The 17,581-nt window shown below is 62.6% G+C and carries 17 protein-coding genes and 1 pseudogene; 5 read left to right on the forward strand and 13 right to left on the reverse strand.

Going from position 1 to position 17,581, the window contains the following annotated elements; translation table 11 throughout:
• Positions 1-91: 91 nt before the first annotated feature.
• Complete coding sequence (locus LAN64_12555) at positions 92-673, reverse strand: cysteine dioxygenase family protein (GenBank protein ID MBZ5568670.1); 582 nt, start codon at positions 671-673, stop codon at positions 92-94.
• Between the two features lie 61 nt (positions 674-734).
• Between LAN64_12555 and pepE the strand changes: the two genes are divergently transcribed.
• The gene (pepE, locus tag LAN64_12560) at positions 735-1,436 is read left to right on the forward strand and encodes a dipeptidase PepE (GenBank protein ID MBZ5568671.1); all 702 of its coding nucleotides are present in this window, start codon (positions 735-737) and stop codon (positions 1,434-1,436) included.
• Between the two features lie 134 nt (positions 1,437-1,570).
• Here the strand turns inward: pepE and LAN64_12565 are convergent, their stop codons facing one another.
• Positions 1,571-3,694, reverse strand: coding sequence for a M28 family metallopeptidase (locus tag LAN64_12565; protein ID MBZ5568672.1), 2,124 nt, complete (start codon positions 3,692-3,694; stop codon positions 1,571-1,573).
• A 138-nt stretch (positions 3,695-3,832) separates the two neighbouring features.
• On the opposite strand from LAN64_12565, the gene LAN64_12570 reads away from it, so the two are divergent.
• A complete protein-coding gene (locus LAN64_12570; protein MBZ5568673.1) occupies positions 3,833-4,666 on the forward strand; it encodes a haloacid dehalogenase-like hydrolase in 834 nt (277 codons plus the stop codon).
• A gap of 84 nt (positions 4,667-4,750) precedes the next feature.
• Here the strand turns inward: LAN64_12570 and LAN64_12575 are convergent, their stop codons facing one another.
• From LAN64_12575 to thiL, 7 genes are all read right to left on the reverse strand, one after another.
• Entirely contained in the window at positions 4,751-5,848 is a 1,098-nt protein-coding gene (locus LAN64_12575; protein ID MBZ5568674.1) for an aminotransferase class I/II-fold pyridoxal phosphate-dependent enzyme, read from the reverse strand.
• A gap of 28 nt (positions 5,849-5,876) precedes the next feature.
• Positions 5,877-6,092: a type II toxin-antitoxin system HicA family toxin gene (locus LAN64_12580; GenBank protein ID MBZ5568675.1), complete on the reverse strand. Its 216-nt coding sequence runs from the start codon at positions 6,090-6,092 to the stop codon at positions 5,877-5,879.
• A gap of 3 nt (positions 6,093-6,095) precedes the next feature.
• Positions 6,096-6,293 (reverse strand): type II toxin-antitoxin system HicB family antitoxin, encoded by a 198-nt coding sequence (locus LAN64_12585; GenBank protein MBZ5568676.1) that lies wholly within the window; start codon positions 6,291-6,293, stop codon positions 6,096-6,098.
• A 30-nt stretch (positions 6,294-6,323) separates the two neighbouring features.
• Positions 6,324-7,376 carry an L-threonine 3-dehydrogenase gene (gene tdh / locus LAN64_12590; GenBank protein MBZ5568677.1) on the reverse strand — a complete coding sequence of 351 codons (1,053 nt, stop codon included), beginning with the start codon at positions 7,374-7,376 and terminating at the stop codon, positions 6,324-6,326.
• 200 nt (positions 7,377-7,576) lie between these two features.
• Positions 7,577-9,130 (reverse strand): acyl-CoA carboxylase subunit beta, encoded by a 1,554-nt coding sequence (locus LAN64_12595; GenBank protein MBZ5568678.1) that lies wholly within the window; start codon positions 9,128-9,130, stop codon positions 7,577-7,579.
• A 109-nt stretch (positions 9,131-9,239) separates the two neighbouring features.
• Complete coding sequence (locus LAN64_12600; protein MBZ5568679.1) at positions 9,240-9,803, reverse strand: hypothetical protein; 564 nt, start codon at positions 9,801-9,803, stop codon at positions 9,240-9,242.
• A 169-nt stretch (positions 9,804-9,972) separates the two neighbouring features.
• Complete coding sequence (gene thiL / locus LAN64_12605; GenBank protein ID MBZ5568680.1) at positions 9,973-10,908, reverse strand: thiamine-phosphate kinase; 936 nt, start codon at positions 10,906-10,908, stop codon at positions 9,973-9,975.
• A 106-nt stretch (positions 10,909-11,014) separates the two neighbouring features.
• Between thiL and selA the strand changes: the two genes are divergently transcribed.
• Positions 11,015-12,436, forward strand: coding sequence for an L-seryl-tRNA(Sec) selenium transferase (gene selA / locus LAN64_12610; protein ID MBZ5568681.1), 1,422 nt, complete (start codon positions 11,015-11,017; stop codon positions 12,434-12,436).
• A 30-nt stretch (positions 12,437-12,466) separates the two neighbouring features.
• Here the strand turns inward: selA and LAN64_12615 are convergent, their stop codons facing one another.
• On the reverse strand, positions 12,467-12,652 hold the full coding sequence (locus tag LAN64_12615; protein MBZ5568682.1) for a hypothetical protein: 186 nt from the start codon (positions 12,650-12,652) through the stop codon (positions 12,467-12,469).
• A 303-nt stretch (positions 12,653-12,955) separates the two neighbouring features.
• Positions 12,956-13,696: a YIP1 family protein gene (locus tag LAN64_12620; protein ID MBZ5568683.1), complete on the reverse strand. Its 741-nt coding sequence runs from the start codon at positions 13,694-13,696 to the stop codon at positions 12,956-12,958.
• A gap of 180 nt (positions 13,697-13,876) precedes the next feature.
• On the opposite strand from LAN64_12620, the gene LAN64_12625 reads away from it, so the two are divergent.
• Together LAN64_12625 and katG are read left to right on the forward strand one after the other, a co-directional pair.
• Positions 13,877-14,311 (forward strand): transcriptional repressor, encoded by a 435-nt coding sequence (locus LAN64_12625; protein MBZ5568684.1) that lies wholly within the window; start codon positions 13,877-13,879, stop codon positions 14,309-14,311.
• Between the two features lie 132 nt (positions 14,312-14,443).
• The gene (gene katG, locus LAN64_12630) at positions 14,444-16,639 is read left to right on the forward strand and encodes a catalase/peroxidase HPI (protein MBZ5568685.1); all 2,196 of its coding nucleotides are present in this window, start codon (positions 14,444-14,446) and stop codon (positions 16,637-16,639) included.
• A gap of 193 nt (positions 16,640-16,832) precedes the next feature.
• On the opposite strand, the pseudogene LAN64_12635 reads toward katG, so the two are convergent.
• Together LAN64_12635 and LAN64_12640 are read right to left on the reverse strand one after the other, a co-directional pair.
• Positions 16,833-17,174 (reverse strand): annotated as a pseudogene (locus LAN64_12635) (redoxin domain-containing protein).
• 15 nt (positions 17,175-17,189) lie between these two features.
• Positions 17,190-17,339, reverse strand: a complete 150-nt coding sequence (locus LAN64_12640) for a redoxin domain-containing protein (protein MBZ5568686.1) — start codon at positions 17,337-17,339, stop codon at positions 17,190-17,192.
• Positions 17,340-17,581: the final 242 nt, after the last annotated feature.

The following is a 17,581-nucleotide window of genomic DNA, read 5'->3' on the forward strand; positions in this document are numbered from 1 at the left end:
GCGGTCGGCGGTCGACTATCAGCGCTCGGGTTCTTCGCGTTCAAGGGCGAACGCGCTCCAACCATCAGCGTGTATCTGCGTCAATCAGAGGTTAGGCTTTCTTCCCATACTCGGTCGTGTAGCTGAGCTTGATTTCGCCGCAAGTGCCCTGCTCCTCGGAATAAACGACGCAGGAATCAAACGGCTTGGAGTAGATGTGCAGGCTGACGGCGCGCTGGCTGAACTCGCGCGGATTGTAAACCTTGTGCACCGGCTCGGCGGGATCGACGGCGCAGCACCGCGTCGGGTTCATTTCCTCGATATCGGTTGGCTCGATTTTACATGTCCCGCCGGCGAGATCTTCCATCAGCGTGCGATAGTTCTGCACCAGCAGGCGCCCGATGGGCACCGCCATCCAGCAGTTCTGCTGATGATGGTTGTGGATGGAGCTGCCCTGGCCGATCTCCCAGCAGATGGCGACCAGCTCATAGAGCGGCGTTTTGTCGATCAGGTTGCGGGTGTAGTGCCGGCGATCCCAGACAAGGTAGGGCGCAAGCGTGTCGGGCGCAACCGGATGTGAGTTGAGAAACTGCCGAATCCGCGCGACCTCAAGGAAGGCGGCTTCCGGGAACTTGCGCAGTTCGCTGACGAAGTCCTGGATGGAACAGGCGATCACGGCCGGCTGAGCGCTCACGGGCGTCCTCCCCACAGGCTTATTGTGCCCGTTTGCCATAGAATGCGCCAGAGAGGATAACGTGAGCGACAAGAAACGTCTCCTGCTGATCAGCAATTCGTCGCAGTATGGGCGCGGATATCTGGACCACGCAGAAGAAGAGCTGCGAAGTTTTCTGGGCGTGGTGAAGCGCGTGCTGTTTGTGCCGTACGCGCTCAAGGACCAAGACGAATACGAGCGCATCGCCGGCGCGCGTCTGGCGCAGATTGGCTACGCGCTGGAATCAATCCATCGAGCGCCCGAGGCGGGTAAGGCGGCGGAAAACGCCGAGGCGATCTTCATCGGCGGCGGCAACACGTTTCGCCTGCTGAAAGCGCTGTATGAACACGGGTTGCTGGACATCATCCGCCGGCGCGTGGAGAGCGGGATGCCGTACATCGGGTCGAGTGCGGGTTCGGTTGTGTCGTGCCCAACCATCAAGACCACGAACGACATGCCGATCGTCGAGCCACCAAGCCTGACGGCCTTGGGCCTGGTGGCCTTCCAGATCAACGCACACTACATTGATCCCGACCCGAATTCGACCCACATGGGCGAGACGCGCGAAGTCCGCCTGCGCGAATTCCACGAAGAGAACGAAACGTCGGTGGTGGGTATCCGCGAAGGGTCGATGTTAAGGGTGGAAAGCGGAACCACAGTGTTGAAGGGAACCACTGGTGCGAAAGTTTTCCGGCGCGGAGAAACGCCGGTCGAGATTGTGCCGGGAGCGGTGGTGGAAATCTGAACGCCTGGAACCGGCCATGGAGCATGGTCCTATTCGTGCCGTCCCTACGGGACTCTGAGGATTTTGCGCGGTGTTCCCAGGACTGAAGTCCTGGGCTACTATCGGTCGCCCCTTCGGGGCTAGAGCTTCGCACGTCAATTCGCGGAGGCAGGCTTGAAGCCTTCGAGCAGCACGGCGGCGCGGTTCAAAACATCCGTCAGCGCCTGCAGTTGCTGCGCAGCGGTGGCGGCGTCGTTGCGCCGGATGGCTTCGCTGACGCCGGGAATGGTGGAGGCCGAGTAGCCCTTCAAATCCGCAGGAGCATAAATGGCGTGGCGAAACCAGGGGCGGCGCGGCAGACCGCCGGGCAACAAAAGCGCACGCTCGGTGGCGAGGAGGAGCTTGTTCAGGCGCTCATAGTCCCCACCCTGTCGCTCCAACCCCGGGAGCGACAAGGATGGGGCAACCGAGAGCGCTCTGATGGCGGCGCCGGCTTGCGCCAGTCGGCGGGCGGCAGCGAGCGCGGAATCGAACTTCGGCGCCTTGTCGCCCAAGTGCTCGCCGGCAGTCTTCTGCGCTGCGTCGAGATAATTGCCAATCTCCTTCCCGTACTCCTCGTAGTCGTAGGGGAGCACACCGGCTTCCGCCATGCGTAGCACCTGCAGGCCGTACACGCGCGCGATCTCCTGCGTGTAGAGAAAATCGGTATCGGCGAATTTCTTGTACCAGGCGAAATTGTCGAAGACGGAGTGATAGACGCCGTAGTTGCCGCTGGAGCGGATGTCGGTGGCGGGCACGCCGGAATGGTCGAGGAAGGAAGTGAAGTCCGACCCGCTGCCAAGATTGCCGACCTGCGGCTCAGCCGGCGGGTTCGCCTTGGGTGAGTTTTCGCGACGCGCCGCGGTGCGCCAGGCGTCATAGAGCGTGCCGCCCTGGGGGCTGGGCACGGACTTGGTGATGTCGCGCAGAAATCCGCGCAGGCTGGGGACGGCGGAGGCGCGGAAATTCGGGCCGGACGCGCCGGTGTCCAGGTTGAAGTACGCCGCCGCGCTTTCCAGTTCCTTCTCGTTTTGCTCCAGCCATTCGGTGGAACCGATCAGGCCCTGCTCCTCGGCATCCCAACTGGCGAAGATGATCGTGCGCTGGGGCCGCCAGCCGGATTGCAGAAGATGACCCACGCCGCGCGCGGCTTCCAGCATGGCGGTGGTGCCGCTGATCGGGTCCACCGCGCCGTACACCCAGGCGTCGCGATGCGCGCCGGCGACGACCCATTCGTCGGGCCAGCGTGTGCCGCGGACGCGTGCGATCACGTCCCAAATCGCGCGATATCCGAAGTCCTGCTTCAGGTGCAGCCTGACGCGCGGCGGCCCCGGGCCGAGGTGATAGGTGAAGGGCAGCGCGCCCTGCAACTCGCGCGGGGTTTCTACGCCCCCGAGATGCTGGAGGATGGGAGCTGCATCGTGATACGACAGAGGCGTGGTCGGGATTTTGGGAATGTCGGGCGAATCCTGCGGGCTGACGCGCCGCGCATCCGCGGTGGACGGCCATCCGGGCGTGGTGGGATCGCCGGGATGCTCGAATCCGTACTCGATGGTGCCGCGCTGCACGCCGGTGTCGGGCCGCCACGGACCCTTGGGATATACGTCGCCGCGGAAGTAGCCATCGTCCATCGGGTCGGAATAAATCAGCATGGCGGCGGCGCCGGTTTCCTGCGCCATGTACGCCTTCACGCCGCGAAAATTCTCGCCGTAGCGAGCCAGCACGACTTTGCCGCGCACGTTCACCCCCATCTCTTTCAGCTTCTGGAAGTCCTCGGGGCGGCCGTAGTTGGCGTACACCACCTCGCCCTCGACGTCGCCCGAAGGCGAGAAGGCGTTGAACGGGATGACGATGCGCGGATCGTCCTGGAAGGGATCGCCCTCAACGTGCTCCCTGGTCGGGCCGTGCATGACGGCGCCGGCGGGCGTGAAGGCGTCCACGCTGACCTCGGCGGGATAGTTCATCCAAACTTTGTACTCGACGATTTCGGTGTCGAAGCCCCACTCGCGGAATTTGCGCGCCACGTAGTCGGCGGTCTTGCGGTCCTCGGGCGATCCGGCGATGTGCGGCTCCGCCGTAAGAATTTTCATGTGCTGCTCGGCTTGGCGCGGGTCGGGAACGGAGAGGAACTGCTGCTCGATCTCGCGCTCGGAGCGCTCCGCCGGCATCTGCGGCGGCGCTTGCGCGAACAGCGTCGCGCAGAGGAGGGCGACAAGGACGAAGCGGTTATGAAAACGCATAGCGTTGCATCAGCGACGATCGAGTGTAAAAGGAAAGTTGCCAACCGGCAAAGAAGCGATACGAACGATTCACCGATTGATCGTAGTTTTACGCACTATTGATGACTTGTACAGCGCCGATGAATCTAATGTCCCTGTATGGCTGACAAACTCATAAAACGGTACTTATTCGCGAGTGATTTCGATCAGACGCTGAGCTTCAACGATTCCGGCCTGGTGCTGAGTGAGCTGCTCGGGATCCCGTCCGAGGAGTTCAAGCGGCTGGCCAAGGGCATGACGAAGCTGAACCTGGTGCAGCAAGGGGCGGAGCTGGCGTACCTGCTGCTGCACGATCCGCAGTACCGACGTTGCCGCCGCGAACACCTGCACAAAGTCGGCGAGCTCATTCGGCTGAAGGAAAACATCGAGCTGCTGTACCAGATGCTGGCCACCGGAATTGACGGCTATCATTTCGATTTCTTCGTGCTGTCGGCGGCGCCGGTGGAGATCGTGCGCTCGGCGCTGGCAGGGATCGTGCCCGAGGATCACATCTTCGGCACCGAGTTTCAGTACAACAGCGCGGGCGAGATCGAGAGGATCGTGCGCAGCACCGCCGGCTACGGCAAGGTGGCCTGCCTCGATGAACTGCAGGCGCGGCTGCAGATCGGGCCGGACCACGTCATCTTCGCCGGCGACGGCAATTCCGACGTGCACGCCATGCTGCACGTCAACGGGCGCGACGGGTTGACGATCGCGGTTTCGGAAGCGAAAGACGTCACCCAAATTGCCAAGCGCACGGTGATCAGCGCTAACGCGCTCGCCATGCTGCTGCCGATCCTGGAGAAGATCGTCGGCTGGAATCCTGCGCAGATCCGGGACTTCTTTGAGTCGCACGGATTGCTGGTGCAGGAGTGGGCGCGGGTGCGCACCGACTGGCTGACGCTGCGTCCAGCCGTGCCGCGGGAACTGGCGCAGAGCGCGGGCGCGGAATAATTTTGCCCGCAGATGAACGCAGATCGAAATACGATCAGCGCGAATCAGCGTTAATCTGCGGCTAACTGTTTCCGGTGTTTCCGGTCACGAAACAATTCCCAGCCGCTTGCCGACGCGGCCCAGCACGTCCAGCGCCTTGTCCAGTTCCTCGTGCGTGTGGGTGGCGGTCATGATGGTGCGGATGCGCGCTTTGCCCTCGGGCACGGTGGGAAAGGCGATGCCGGTGGCCATCACGCCTTCCTTGAACAGCTCGCGCGAGAACTCCATCGCCAGCCGTCCTTCGCCGGTGATGATGGGCGTGATCAGCACCTCGAAAGCGGCAATGCAGGTGGCCGCAACCGAGGGCGGATGCGAGGTCGAAAAGAGAAACGGCCGGCCGCGGTGGTAGAGGAATTCGATCAGGTCGTGCGTGCCGCAGACGTAGCCGCCGAGCGCTCCAATGGCCTTCGACAGCGTTCCCACCTGGATGTCGACGCGTCCGTGCATGCCGAAGTGGTCTATCGTGCCGCGACCGTTCTTGCCCAGGACGCCGGAGGCGTGTGCGTCGTCCACCATCATGATGGCGCCGTACTTTTCGGCAAGACCGCAGAGCGCGGGCAGCGGCGCGATATCGCCGTCCATGGAGAATACGCCGTCGGTGATCAACAGCTTGCGCCCGGGTTGGTTGGCGACCGACTTCACTTGCTCTTCTGCGTGCGCCACGTCCTTGTGGCGGAAGACCAGAATCTTGGCCTTCGAGAGCCGAGCGCCGTCGATGATGGAAGCGTGGTTAAGCTCGTCGGAAATGATGAAGTCGTCCTTGCCCAGCACCGCCGACACCGTGCCGGAATTCGCCGCGAAGCCCGATTGAAAGACCACGCTGGCTTCCACGTTCTTGAAGCGCGCGATTTTCTCTTCCAGCTCCATGTGGATTCTCATGGTGCCGGCGATGGTGCGCACCGCACCCGAGCCCACGCCGTATTTGCGCGTGGCCTCCAGCGCCGCATGCCGCAGCTTGGGGTGCGTGGTCAGGCCGAGGTAGTTGTTCGACGCCAGGTTGATGACGCGCTTGCCGTCGAAGGTGCACTCCGGCGCCTGCTCGTCTTCCAGCACCCGCAGGCGGAAGTAGGTGCCCTTGTTCTTCAGGTCATTCAGTTGGTCGGAGAGATAGGAAAGCGGGTTGGTGCGGGTGGTGGTGGCCATGCGAAACCTCGCCGCGGATCAACGCGGCTCAAAGCAGTTTTTGGAACTGTTCAATCGTCAAGCCCGCACTCCGAACAATGTCGGCCATGGTGAAAGCATTCACGGGATTGTGCCGTGGGATGGTCACAATTCGTTCACCATCCGACATCACGATGTGTTTCCCTTCTCGGAGAATTCGGAATCCGGTTCTCTCCAAAGCGCGAACAGCCTTGCGGTGCGGAATGCCCGGAACTTTGGGCGTCATAGATCAGACTGCGACTTCAACCACGCGCACTTTGCCGCCCCGGTTCACTAGTTTCGCGGCAGCCAGGTACTCGCGAATGGCATCCCGGATGTTCTCCAATGCTTCTTTTTCCGTTGCGCCTTGGGAGTGGCAACCCGGCAGACCCGGGCACGAGACCGAATATCCTTCCTCGGATTTTCGCAATGTCACGGTGTACTTCATGGCTTCATTCTAATCGACGTCTGGGACCGTTCAGCGGCTTCCATTCGGGTACAGCAGGATCTTGCTGGCCTCGCCGGTTTTCAGGCGCTCCATGCCCTGGTTGAAGTCCTTCATCGCGAGCTTGTCGGTGATCACCGGGTGCAGGTCGAGTTTCCCGGCCTTGAGCAACGCGGTCATCTGGTACCAGGTCTGGAACATGCGGCGGCCGTTGATGCCCTGGACGGTGATGCCCTTAAAAATAATGTCTTCGGAAAAATTCACGGCGATGGGTTTGTTGGTCAGGCCGAGGAGAGAGATGCGTCCGCCACGGCGCACGATGTCGAAGGCTGTGCGGATCGCGTTGGTGTGCCCGGCCATCTCGCAGACCACGTCCACGCCGGTGCCGCCGGTCAGGTCCATGATGATCTGGCTCACGTCCTGGGTGGCGGGATCAAGCACGTAGTCGGCCTTCATCTGCTGCGCGATCTTGCGCCGATACTGGTTGACCTCGATGGCGAAGACCTGCGTGGCGCCGCACGCCCGCGCGACCGCGATGGCGAACAATCCGATCGGGCCGGTGCCGGTGATGGCCACGGTCTTAGCCGCGATCTCGCCCGCCAGTACGGTGTGCACGGCGTTGCCCAGAGGGTCGAGGATGGAAGCGTACTCCTGCGGGATGGCCGGGTCGAGTTTCCAGATATTCGATTCGGGGATGACGACGTACTCGGCAAAGGCGCCGTTCTGGTCCACGCCGATGATGGAAACGTGCTGGCAGATGTGCGCTTCGCCGGTGCGGCATTGCAGGCACTTGCCGCAGGCGACGTGCATTTCCGCCGAAACGAAATCGCCTTCCTTGACGCTGGTGACCTCGTCACCGACGGCGGACACGTTGCCGCAGAATTCGTGGCCGGGAATGAGCGGGGGATGAATGCGGTGCTGCGCCCAGGGGTCCCAGTTATAAATGTGCAGGTCGGTGCCGCAGACGCTGGCGACGCTGACCTTCACGAGCACGTCGGTGCGGCCGAAGGCGGGAATCTTGACTTCGCGGATCTCGGCGCCCGGCTTGGGCTCCGGCTTCATGACCGCCAGCATCGTGTCCGGCATGAAATCCTCGGCGCGCAGCATGGCCGCGCGCGGAAACTTCGGGCAAACTTGTAAGTTTAGCACGCGAGCCAAGGCGATGTTCGCTGCCGCAGCACGCGTGTACGCAGGCTCATGCCTAGCAAGCGTTCCGCGTTTCTGCAGCGGCTAAGGCCGAGTTATTGTGAGCCCTGTTTCGGCGGGGTGAAGCTCGCCGCTTCCACTTATAGCGGAATGTTTCCGTGCTTCTTGGGCGGGTTCTTGTCGCGCTTGGTTTGGAGCATCTCCAGCGCCTGGATCAGCTTCTTGCGAGTCTCGCGCGGCTGGATGACGGCGTCAATGTAGCCGCGCTCGGCGGCGACGTACGGGTTGGAATATTTCTCGCGGAATTCGGCAATCTTCGCCTGTCGCGCCGCCTCGCGATCCTTCGCCTTGTCCAGCTCGCGGCGGTAAACGATGTCCACCGCGCCTTCGGGGCCCATGACGGCGATCTCGGCGGTCGGCCAAGCATAGTTTACGTCGGCGCGAATGTGCTTGCTGGCCATGACGCAGTAGGCGCCGCCGTAGGCCTTGCGCGTGATCACCGTGATCTTGGGTACGGTGGCTTCGGCGAAGGCGTAGAGCAGCTTGGCGCCGTGCACGATGATCCCGCCATGCTCCTGGTTGACGCCGGGCAGAAACCCGGGCACGTCTTCAAAGGTGATCAGCGGAATGTTGAAGCAGTCGCAGAAGCGCACGAAGCGCGCGCCCTTGATGGAGCTGGCGATATCGAGCACGCCGGCCAAGAACGCGGGCTGGTTGGCCACCACGCCCACCGGCCGGCCGTTGAGGCGCGCGAAGCCGATGACGATGTTCCTGGCGTAGTGCTCCTGCACCTCGAAGAAATAGCCGTCGTCGATGACGGCGGTGATGGCGTCCTTGATGTCGTAGGGCTGGTTGGACTCGGCGGGCACGAGTTTGTCGAGGGCGGCGTCGGCGCGATCCATCGGGTCGGTGCAGTCGCGTCGCGGCGGATCTTCTAAATTATTCGACGGCACGAAGCTGAGCAGTTCGCGGATCATGCTCAGGCACTCGGCGTCGTCATGGGCCATGAAGTGGGCCACGCCGGACATGGCGTTGTGCGTCATGGCGCCGCCGAGCTCTTCCTTGGAGACCTCTTCGTGGGTGACGGTCTTGATGACGTCGGGGCCGGTGATGAACATGTAGGAAGTCTTTTCCACCATGAGGGTGAAATCGGTGATGGCGGGCGAGTACACGGCGCCGCCGGCGCACGGGCCCATGATGGCGGAGATCTGCGGAATGACGCCGCTGGCCAGGGTGTTGCGCAGGAAGATGTCGGCGTAGCCAGCCAGCGACATCACTCCTTCCTGGATGCGCGCGCCGCCGGAATCGTTTAGCCCGACTAGCGGCGCGCCCACGCGCATGGCCTGGTCCATGGCCTTGACAATCTTGTTGGCGTTGGCCAGCGACAGGGAGCCACCGAAGACGGTAAAGTCCTGCGCGAAGACGAACACCAGGCGGCCCTCGATGCGGCCATAGCCAGTGACGAATCCGTCACCGTAGTACTTCTGCTCCTGCATGCCAAAGTCGTGGCACTGGTGGGTGACGAGCTTGTCGGTTTCTTCGAAGGTGCCCTCGTCGAGCAGGAAGGCGATGCGCTCGCGCGCGCTCATCTTGCCTTCCTTGTGCATCTTGGCGCGGCGTTCTTCGCCTCCGCCCTGCTCGGCGAGATGGTCGCGTTTTTTGAGTTCGTCCAGCTTCTGTTCCAGGGAGCTCATGGCCGCGCATTATAGACGGCGGGCCTCAGGGGCTAAAGCCCATTTGTATGCGGGCGTCAGCGGCACGGCTGAAGCCGTGCCCTACCCAAAACGATTCCGCAGATCAGATTTACTCGTTGGCGGCGTAGTTGGGCTTCCACTTGTACTTCTTGCCATCCCAGTAGACGTCGGAGCCGAGGCCGCCGGCTTCGGTCGCTTGGATGGTATTTACGGTGACCTTCTTTTTCTTGATTGCGGTCTTCCCAACCGAGAGGCTGTCGAAGGGCAGGTTGACGATCACGAACTTGGCCTTGGGCGCGCGCCAATTGTGCACCACGAGCACGTAGCGGGTTGTGAGGGCGTTGGTGGCGGAGAACTGCACCGTGACCTTGGGATCGCCGAAGCCGAAGAAGGAGTCGTAGGGATCGATCGCGAGATAGTGATGGTCGAGTTCGCCGCTGAGCGGATTCTTCGCGGTGGCCACCAGCACCAGGTCCTCCTGGCCGTCGCCATCAAGATCGGCAGTCAGGGGCGCGATTTTCGGATCGAGCTTGAACTGGTCGCCGAATTCGCGGGCGCAGATTTGCTGCGCATCCAGCGCGGGCGTGGGTTGCGCTGCGGGGGCGGGCGCCTGCTGCGCGGCGGCGGCGAGGGCGCTCACGGCGACGGCAACCACAAACAGAGTTCTCCTCATGCCTGTACTGTATCGCCGTCGCGCGCACATGCAAGTGGCAATCAAGGTATGTCGCTCAGCAACGCATCCCTAACGGGTCACTGGCTGCTGCTTCACTAAATCCCCTCGTTGTCCGCGCGGCTCCACAACAGGAGTTAGTAGCTGGCAGTTGGTAGTTAGCGTCGCGCGGCTATCGGAAGTGTTCCCAGCCGCGCGGCGGCATGGGGCGGCGTCTTTCTCGATCCGCCAAGAACACACGCGCCCCGCGTATGATTTCGCCGATGCGGGTAACGCGGACGCCGGCGATTTCCGCCGGCACACGCGTGCGCGGCGGCGCGGTGAACAGCAACTCGTAGTCTTCACCGCCGTGAAGGGCCATTTCCATCGTCGCTCCCGTTGCGACTGGAATGCTTCGCGCGTTCACGACAGCGCCCACGCCACTCTCCTCGCAAATGTGCGACAGGTCGGTGGAAAGGCCGTCGCTGAGATCAATGGCAGCCGAAGCCAGGCGTTGCCGGCGAAGCTGGACGCCCGCAGCGATGCGCGGGTCGGGGAAGAAGTGGGCGCGGTGTTGCGGGGGGCGGAGTTTCCTGCCGGCGAGCATTTGCCGGATGGCCGCTGCCGAGGCGCCGAGCGCGCCAGTGACATAGATAGCCTCGCCGGGCCTGGCGCCGGAACGCAGCAGCGCCTTCCCCCGTGGTACGGAGCCAACCACCAAGATATCGGCGAGGACGCCGGTGGGCGATTGCGCAATGTCGCCGCCGGCAAGCGGAACCTTGAATTGTCCGGCGAGCTTCAGCAGGCCGCGCAGGAAACCGTCGGCCCAGCGCTGCGGGAAATCGGCGGGCAACGCCAGCGACAGAAATGCCGCCAGCGGTTCCCCTCCCATGGCGGCGATGTCGCTCAGGCCGCGCGCCAGGCAGCGGTGCCCGGCGGATTCGGGCGGATGCCAGTCGCGCCGGAAGTGCACGTCCTCCAGACTGAAGTCGGTGGTGACCAGCAATTCCTGCCCGCGTGGCGGGCGCAGCACGGCGCAGTCATCGCCAATGCCGCGGGTGAGCACAGGCGAGGGTGAGCATGCAGCTCGCTTGATGCGCTCGATGAGCTTTCTTTCCGGTAAGGGCAAGCGCGATAACTATACGAGAAATCAACCACAGAGACACGGAGACACAGAGACCAAGAAGTTTTCTCCGTGTCTCCGTGCCTCCGTGGTGAAATAATCGCGGCCAAGAATGGCCAGGACCTCCAAACCCGGGCCCCGAAACGCGCAACTGTTCCGCAAGCTGCCGTCGGTGGACGAGTTGCTGCACCAGGCCGAGATCGCGCACATGGCCGAGCGCGAAGGCCGCGCCGCCACCCTGGACGCGACACGCGCGGCGCTGGAACGACTGCGGTCGGAAATTTCCGCGGGGCGAGTCGACGACCAGCGACTAGAGTTGGCCATCGGCGGCCTGCCGGAAGCGGTAGAGCGCGAGTTGCGCCGCTCCTTACAAATGTCGTTGCGCCGGGTGATCAACGCGACCGGCGTCGTCTTGCACACCAATCTGGGTCGTGCGCCGCTGTCGGTGGCTGCGCTCGATCACGCGCGCCAGGTTGCGACAACCTATTCCAATCTCGAATACAACCTTGATTCCGGCGAACGCGGCCAGCGCGACGTCCATGTGGACCGGCTGTTCGCGCGCCTGCTGAGCGAGTATGCGGACGACATTTCCACCGTAGTGGTAAACAACAACGCGGCTGCGGTGCTGCTGGCGCTCAATACACTGGCCGACGGCGGCGAGGTAGTGGTGTCGCGCGGCGAACTGGTGGAAATCGGCGGCTCGTTCCGCATCCCCGACGTGATGAGCAAGTCCGGCGCGACCTTGCGCGAGGTCGGCACCACCAATCGCACGCGGTTGGCGGACTACGAGCGCGCCATCAACGAGCGCACGCGGCTGATCCTGCGCGTGCACCGCTCGAATTTCCAGATTGTCGGATTCACCGAGCAGCCGTCGCTGGGGGAACTGGTCGAGCTGGCGCACCAGCGCGGCTTGCCGGTTCTGGAAGACCTGGGCAGCGGCGCGCTGTTTGAGATGAGGACGCTCGGCATCAGCGGAGAGCCCGGCGTCGGCGACAGCCTGCGCGCCGGCGTGGACGTGGTCACTTACAGCGGCGACAAGCTGCTGGGCGGGCCGCAGGCGGGTCTGCTCAGCGGGCGGCGCGAGATCATCGCGCGCATCCGCGCCAATCCGCTGTTTCGCGCCCTGCGGGTTGACAAGCTCATCTACGCCGCGCTGGAGACAACGCTGCTCGCCTATGTCTGCCAGGACCACGATGCCGTGCCTGCGCTGCGCATGATGCGCCTCTCCGCCGAGGAGATCGGGCAACGCGCGCAGGCGCTGGCGCGCAAGCTGCGCCTGCCGGTGAGCGGCGAGGTCATCGGAGGTGAATCGGTGATTGGCGGCGGCGCGGCGCCCGGGGCAGCGCTGCCGACGCGCCTGCTGACCTTGACGTGGGCAGACCTGAGCGCCGACGAATTTGCTTCGCGCCTCAGAAAAAATGATCCGCCGATCATCGCGCGCGTCGAGGAAGGGCGCGTGCTGCTCGACTTGCGAACGGTGTTTCCTGAGCAGGATGAAGAGATCGGGAAGGCGTTGCAGGCGATCGGCCAGTGAGGGCCGACGGCGATATCGATATCCAATAGATTAGTCCAGCGCGCGAAGGACTCTCTCGATCTCGCCTTTGTGATGGGCAATGATCTCTTTTGGAGTTTGCCGCTGCTCCGACTTCCACGCCAGGATCTCGACGACCTTCATGAGGGTAGCCTTGGTCGGCTGGTCGTAGTCGCCACCGGCTTCCCTGAACGCCAACCGGACCGCACCGATCACCATGTTCCGCAGATCGGATTGCTCGTGCGGTTGGTGGATGAACTGGCTGGCGGCAGCGAGGTTTCTTTCTGCGCCTCATGGAAACACTGCACGATCAGATCACGCGCCTTGGCCGGAGTCATACCGGTAAGATCGCTGGCGCTAACCGACCATCGGGTACAGGGTGTCATCGTGCGCTCCAGCCGCCAAATTGCAGGCTGATTCGATGCTGCGCCCGATGCGGTGAGTCGTCTGTGATGACGGTCACGGCCGGGCGACACCAAAGTAATCTGAGGCCCGCGACGTTGAAGCGTGCCGCGGCCTTCATCACAGCGCGCTTATGGCTGAGGAGGCCAGCTTAAACACTACAAAGCACCCGGCCACGATGAGGATCGCGGTGGAACGCTTCAGCTTGCTTACCGACGAATAGCCAATGCCCAGCAGCACAATAACCCAGATGGAAAACACGTCAACCGAAGTCAGCAGGCCATAGAAGAACTTATGCTCCAGCGGGTTCATGAAGTACGCGGGGTTGGTGGCGACCGGATTGCGTACGTTGAAGCCTTCGGTATCCACGCCGACGGTGAGCGAAACAATCCCCAACAGCGCGTGAATCAAGAACGGCAGAAAGCCGTACATGACGATGGCAAGAGACTGCTTGAAGGTGATCTCCGCGCCGGCGCCGAAGTTGAATACCGCCAGCAATACCCCGGCGACGACCAATCCCCCGAGCAGTTGAAACGCGGGAGTTGCGTAAGAGAAGTAGGACGTGACCTTCGCGCCTATCTCCATTTGCCGGGCGCGTTGCTCCGGCGAAAGCTTCTCGAACTGCTCGAGCCGCGATGGGCTCTTTGCCATTTCGTTGCGCATGATCTGTTCGAAACCGATCTTCTGGCCCATGACAAACACGAAGGCGAGCGACACGATGGACATCAGAAGCCACGGCACCCACCAGCTCTGGTTGCGGCGGATGTCTGCGAAGGTGGTACTCGGCGCAATGAAGGTGTTGATGATGCGCGCGGGCTCAGACAGCGGTGGTTGCGACGCAGCGGCGGCGGCAGTGCTCATGAAACGTTCCCCCCAAGGACGTTCGTGCAGAATTGATGCGCGATTTTATCAGAAGCGGTCGCCGTTGCGGGTCCCGGGGTTACCGCGCGCGCCGGGGTGTCCGCCGGTTTTCCGCTCGCCGCAGCAAGCCAAGGCATAAGTCTTGACAAAATGTCATATTAGATATTATCTAAATATTGCATGGACGCCGAGGCGATTAAACGCTCCTTGGAGGGCAGCGGGTTGCGCTGCACGCCGCAGCGCTACGCCGTGATGGCGTTCTTGAATGAATGCAACCGGCATCCCACGGCTGCGGAAATCTTCGCCGCTGTGAATCGCGTGGATCCGCGCTCTTCCAGGGCCACGACTTATAACAATCTGCGGGACCTAGTGCGGGCGGGTCTGGTGCGTGAAGTGGCAGTCGAGGGCCGCGCCGCGCGATTCGATGCGAAAGGCGTGCGGCATCACCATTTCGTCTGCGACCGCTGCGGCAAGGTGGAGGACCTGGAGTGGTACGATGTGCCCAGACCTGCTTCCGGCGCCCTCGGTAAGCGGATTCTTCGCGAATGCGAACTCATTTTCCGGGGACTCTGCACGCAGTGCGCTCCACGGCGCGTTCGCCGTCCAGTGTCGTAGGCGCGTGGATACCGGATGAATGGCGCGAGTCTGCAAGCGCGGCCGGCGGCGATAGCGCGATTGGGAAAGCCAGGATGGGTTCGCGGTTCGTCACAGTTTCTCGACTAATTCATAGGAAACAGGAGCAAAAACTTGTCAACTGAAACCAAGTGCCCGGTAACGGGCGGCGCTCGCAGACACACGGCGGCTGGAGCCGCAACGAATGCGGATTGGTGGCCGAATCAGCTCAACCTCAAGATCCTGCACCAGCACTCCCCCTTGTCCGATCCGATGGGCGAGGCGTTCGACTATGCGAAGGCATTCAAAAGTCTCGACCTGAATGCCGTGATCAAGGATCTTCATGCCGTGATGACGGACTCGCAGGATTGGTGGCCGGCCGACTTTGGCCACTACGGGCCGCTGTTCATTCGGATGGCGTGGCACAGCGCAGGCACGTACCGCATTGGCGACGGCCGCGGCGGAGCCGGAGCCGGCCAGCAGCGCTTCGCGCCGCTCAATAGCTGGCCGGACAACGTGAACCTCGACAAGGCTCGCCGGCTGCTGTGGCCGATCAAGCAGAAATACGGCCGGAAGATCTCCTGGGCCGACCTTATGATTCTCGCAGGCAACGTCGCCCTCGACTCGATGGGCTTCAAGACCTTCGGTTTCGGCGGCGGGCGCGAGGATGTCTGGGAGCCCGAAGAGGACATCTACTGGGGGGCGGAGGGCAAGTGGCTGGCGGACGAGCGCTACAGCGGCGACCGTGATCTTGAGAATCCTCTGGCTGCCGTGCAAATGGGTCTGATCTACGTGAATCCGGAAGGGCCGAACCGCAAGCCGGATCCTCTCGCGGCGGCCACGGATATCCGCGAAACGTTCCGCCGCATGGCAATGAACGACGAAGAAACGGTCGCGCTGATTGCCGGCGGTCACACCTTCGGCAAAACCCACGGCGCGGGCGATGCGGCACTGGTGGGCGCAGAGCCGGAAGCCGCCAGCATCGAGGAGCAGGGCCTCGGCTGGAAGAGCAAATTTGGCACGGGCAAAGGCGGTGACGCGATCGGCAGCGGCCTGGAAGTCATTTGGACCACGACGCCTACGAAGTGGAGCAACAACTTCTTCGCGAACCTGTTCGGCTACGAATGGGAACTGACCGAGAGCCCTGCCGGTGCTCATCAGTGGAAACCGAAGAATGACGCAGGCGCCGGTACGGTGCCGGATGCGCACGATCCGTCAAAGCGTCACGCGCCCTCCATGCTGACCACGGACCTCGCCTTGCGCTTCGACCCTGCTTACGAAAAGATCTCACGGCGCTTCTACCAGCATCCGGATCAGTTCGCAGACGCGTTTGCCCGGGCGTGGTTCAAGCTGACGCACCGCGACATGGGTCCTCTCTCGCGGTACCTTGGCCCGCTCGTTCCTGCGGAGCCCCAGCTGTGGCAAGACCCTGTTCCGGCGGTGGATCATAAATTAATCGGGGAGCAGGACATTGCTGCCCTGAAGGCCAAGATCCTCAAATCCGGACTGTCGATCTCCCAACTGGTCACGACTGCCTGGGCGTCGGCGGCAACGTTCCGCGGCTCCGACAAGCGCGGTGGGGCGAATGGGGCGCGCATTCGCCTTGCGCCGCAAAAGGATTGGGAAGTGAACCAGCCGGGCGGGCTGGCAAAGGCCCTGCCGGCGCTGGAGGCAATCCAAAAGGATTTCAACAGCTCGCAGTCCGGCGGAAAGAAGGTCTCGCTGGCTGACCTGATCGTTCTGGGTGGCTGCGCAGCCGTCGAAGAAGCTGCTAAAAGGGCCGGGCGCGCAGTGAAGATTCCCTTCTCGCCCGGGCGCACGGATGCTTCGCAGCAGCAGACCGATGTGGATTCATTCGCCGTCCTGGAGCCGACCGCAGACGGGTTCCGCAACTACCTCCGGAAGGGACACCAAAGACCGGCGGAGGAACTGCTGGTGGATCGGGCGCAGTTGCTGACGCTGACTGCTCCCGAGATGACGGTTCTCGTCGGCGGCATGCGCGCCCTGAACGCTACCTTCGGGCAGTCCCGGCACGGAGTCTTCACCAACCGGCCCGAGACGCTGACGAATGATTTCTTCGTCAGCCTGCTCGACATGAATACGAAGTGGCAGCCTTCCTCGGCATCCGAAGGCGTGTATGAGGGGCGCGATCGCGCGACGGGCGAACTCAAGTGGACCGGCACCCGTGTCGATCTTATATTCGGTTCGAACTCCCAGCTCCGAGCAATCGCGGAAGTCTATGCATGCGACGACTCGAAGGAGGCGTTCGTGAACGATTTCGTGGCGGCGTGGAACAAGGTGATGAACCTTGATCGCTACGACCTTGCCTGAGCTCGGCGGAAGGACAGAGCTGTCAACCCTGGTGCTAGCCCCCGTTCCTGTTGTTCGGATCGGCAAGGCCGAGATTTGTCACTTTTCTTGGCGCGCGCGGGCCGGATCGCGCGCGCCCTTTGATTCTGCCAGGAAGCGTTCTGCATGACAGATTGCCTGAACAGGGTCGGCGTGGTCCCAGACCGCCGAGACTCTAAGAAATTGCTGAGGCTTTGGCCATCTCCCGCAGCACCTCGAAGACGTCCTCGTTTTCCGGGACCTCGCCCAACTCGTACACGTTGGAAAATCGGATGATTCCGTTCTTATCAATCACGAAGACCGCGCGCTCGCTGATGCCCGGGATGGGATCGCCCTCCCGCAGCACGCCAAAGCGCCGCGCGACTTCGCCATGCGGATAGAAGTCGCTGCCCAAGGGATAGGTGAGTTTCCCCACTTCAAATTTCTGCCACGCAACGTGGCTGAATACCGAATCGATGCTCATGCCCACGACCTGGGCATCAAGTTCGGCGAACCGGTCGCGATCAGCCTGGTACGCCGAAGTTTGCGCTGCTCAAGCCGGGGTAAAGTTCAGCGGGTGAAAGGCCAGCACCACGTGCCGCTTCCCGCGGTAATCCGCCAGCTTCAGCCGGTGTTTCTCTTCGCCGGTACACGCGGGGACATCGAAGTCCGGGGCGCGTTTGCCGACCTCAAGGGCTGCCATGAGCTCTCCTCCCTAAAGCGAATCTGAAGTGCATCGCAAACAGGGAATTCTAATGCCCGCCTGCGGGGCGGGCAAGGGACAGTCTGGACCGGTTTCACGTGTTCGTCTCGAAACCGCTCTTTCGGAGAATATGTGGCGGAATTTGGCGCATTCGGGAGGTGAACGTCTCATCGTGACGGCCATCACCGCGACCCGGCCCATCTCGCCTTATGATCACCGGCAAGGAACACCTTCGACGAGGT

Source organism: Terriglobia bacterium (assembly GCA_020073185.1).
Classification (GTDB): Bacteria; Acidobacteriota; Terriglobia; order Terriglobales; family Acidobacteriaceae; genus JAIQGF01.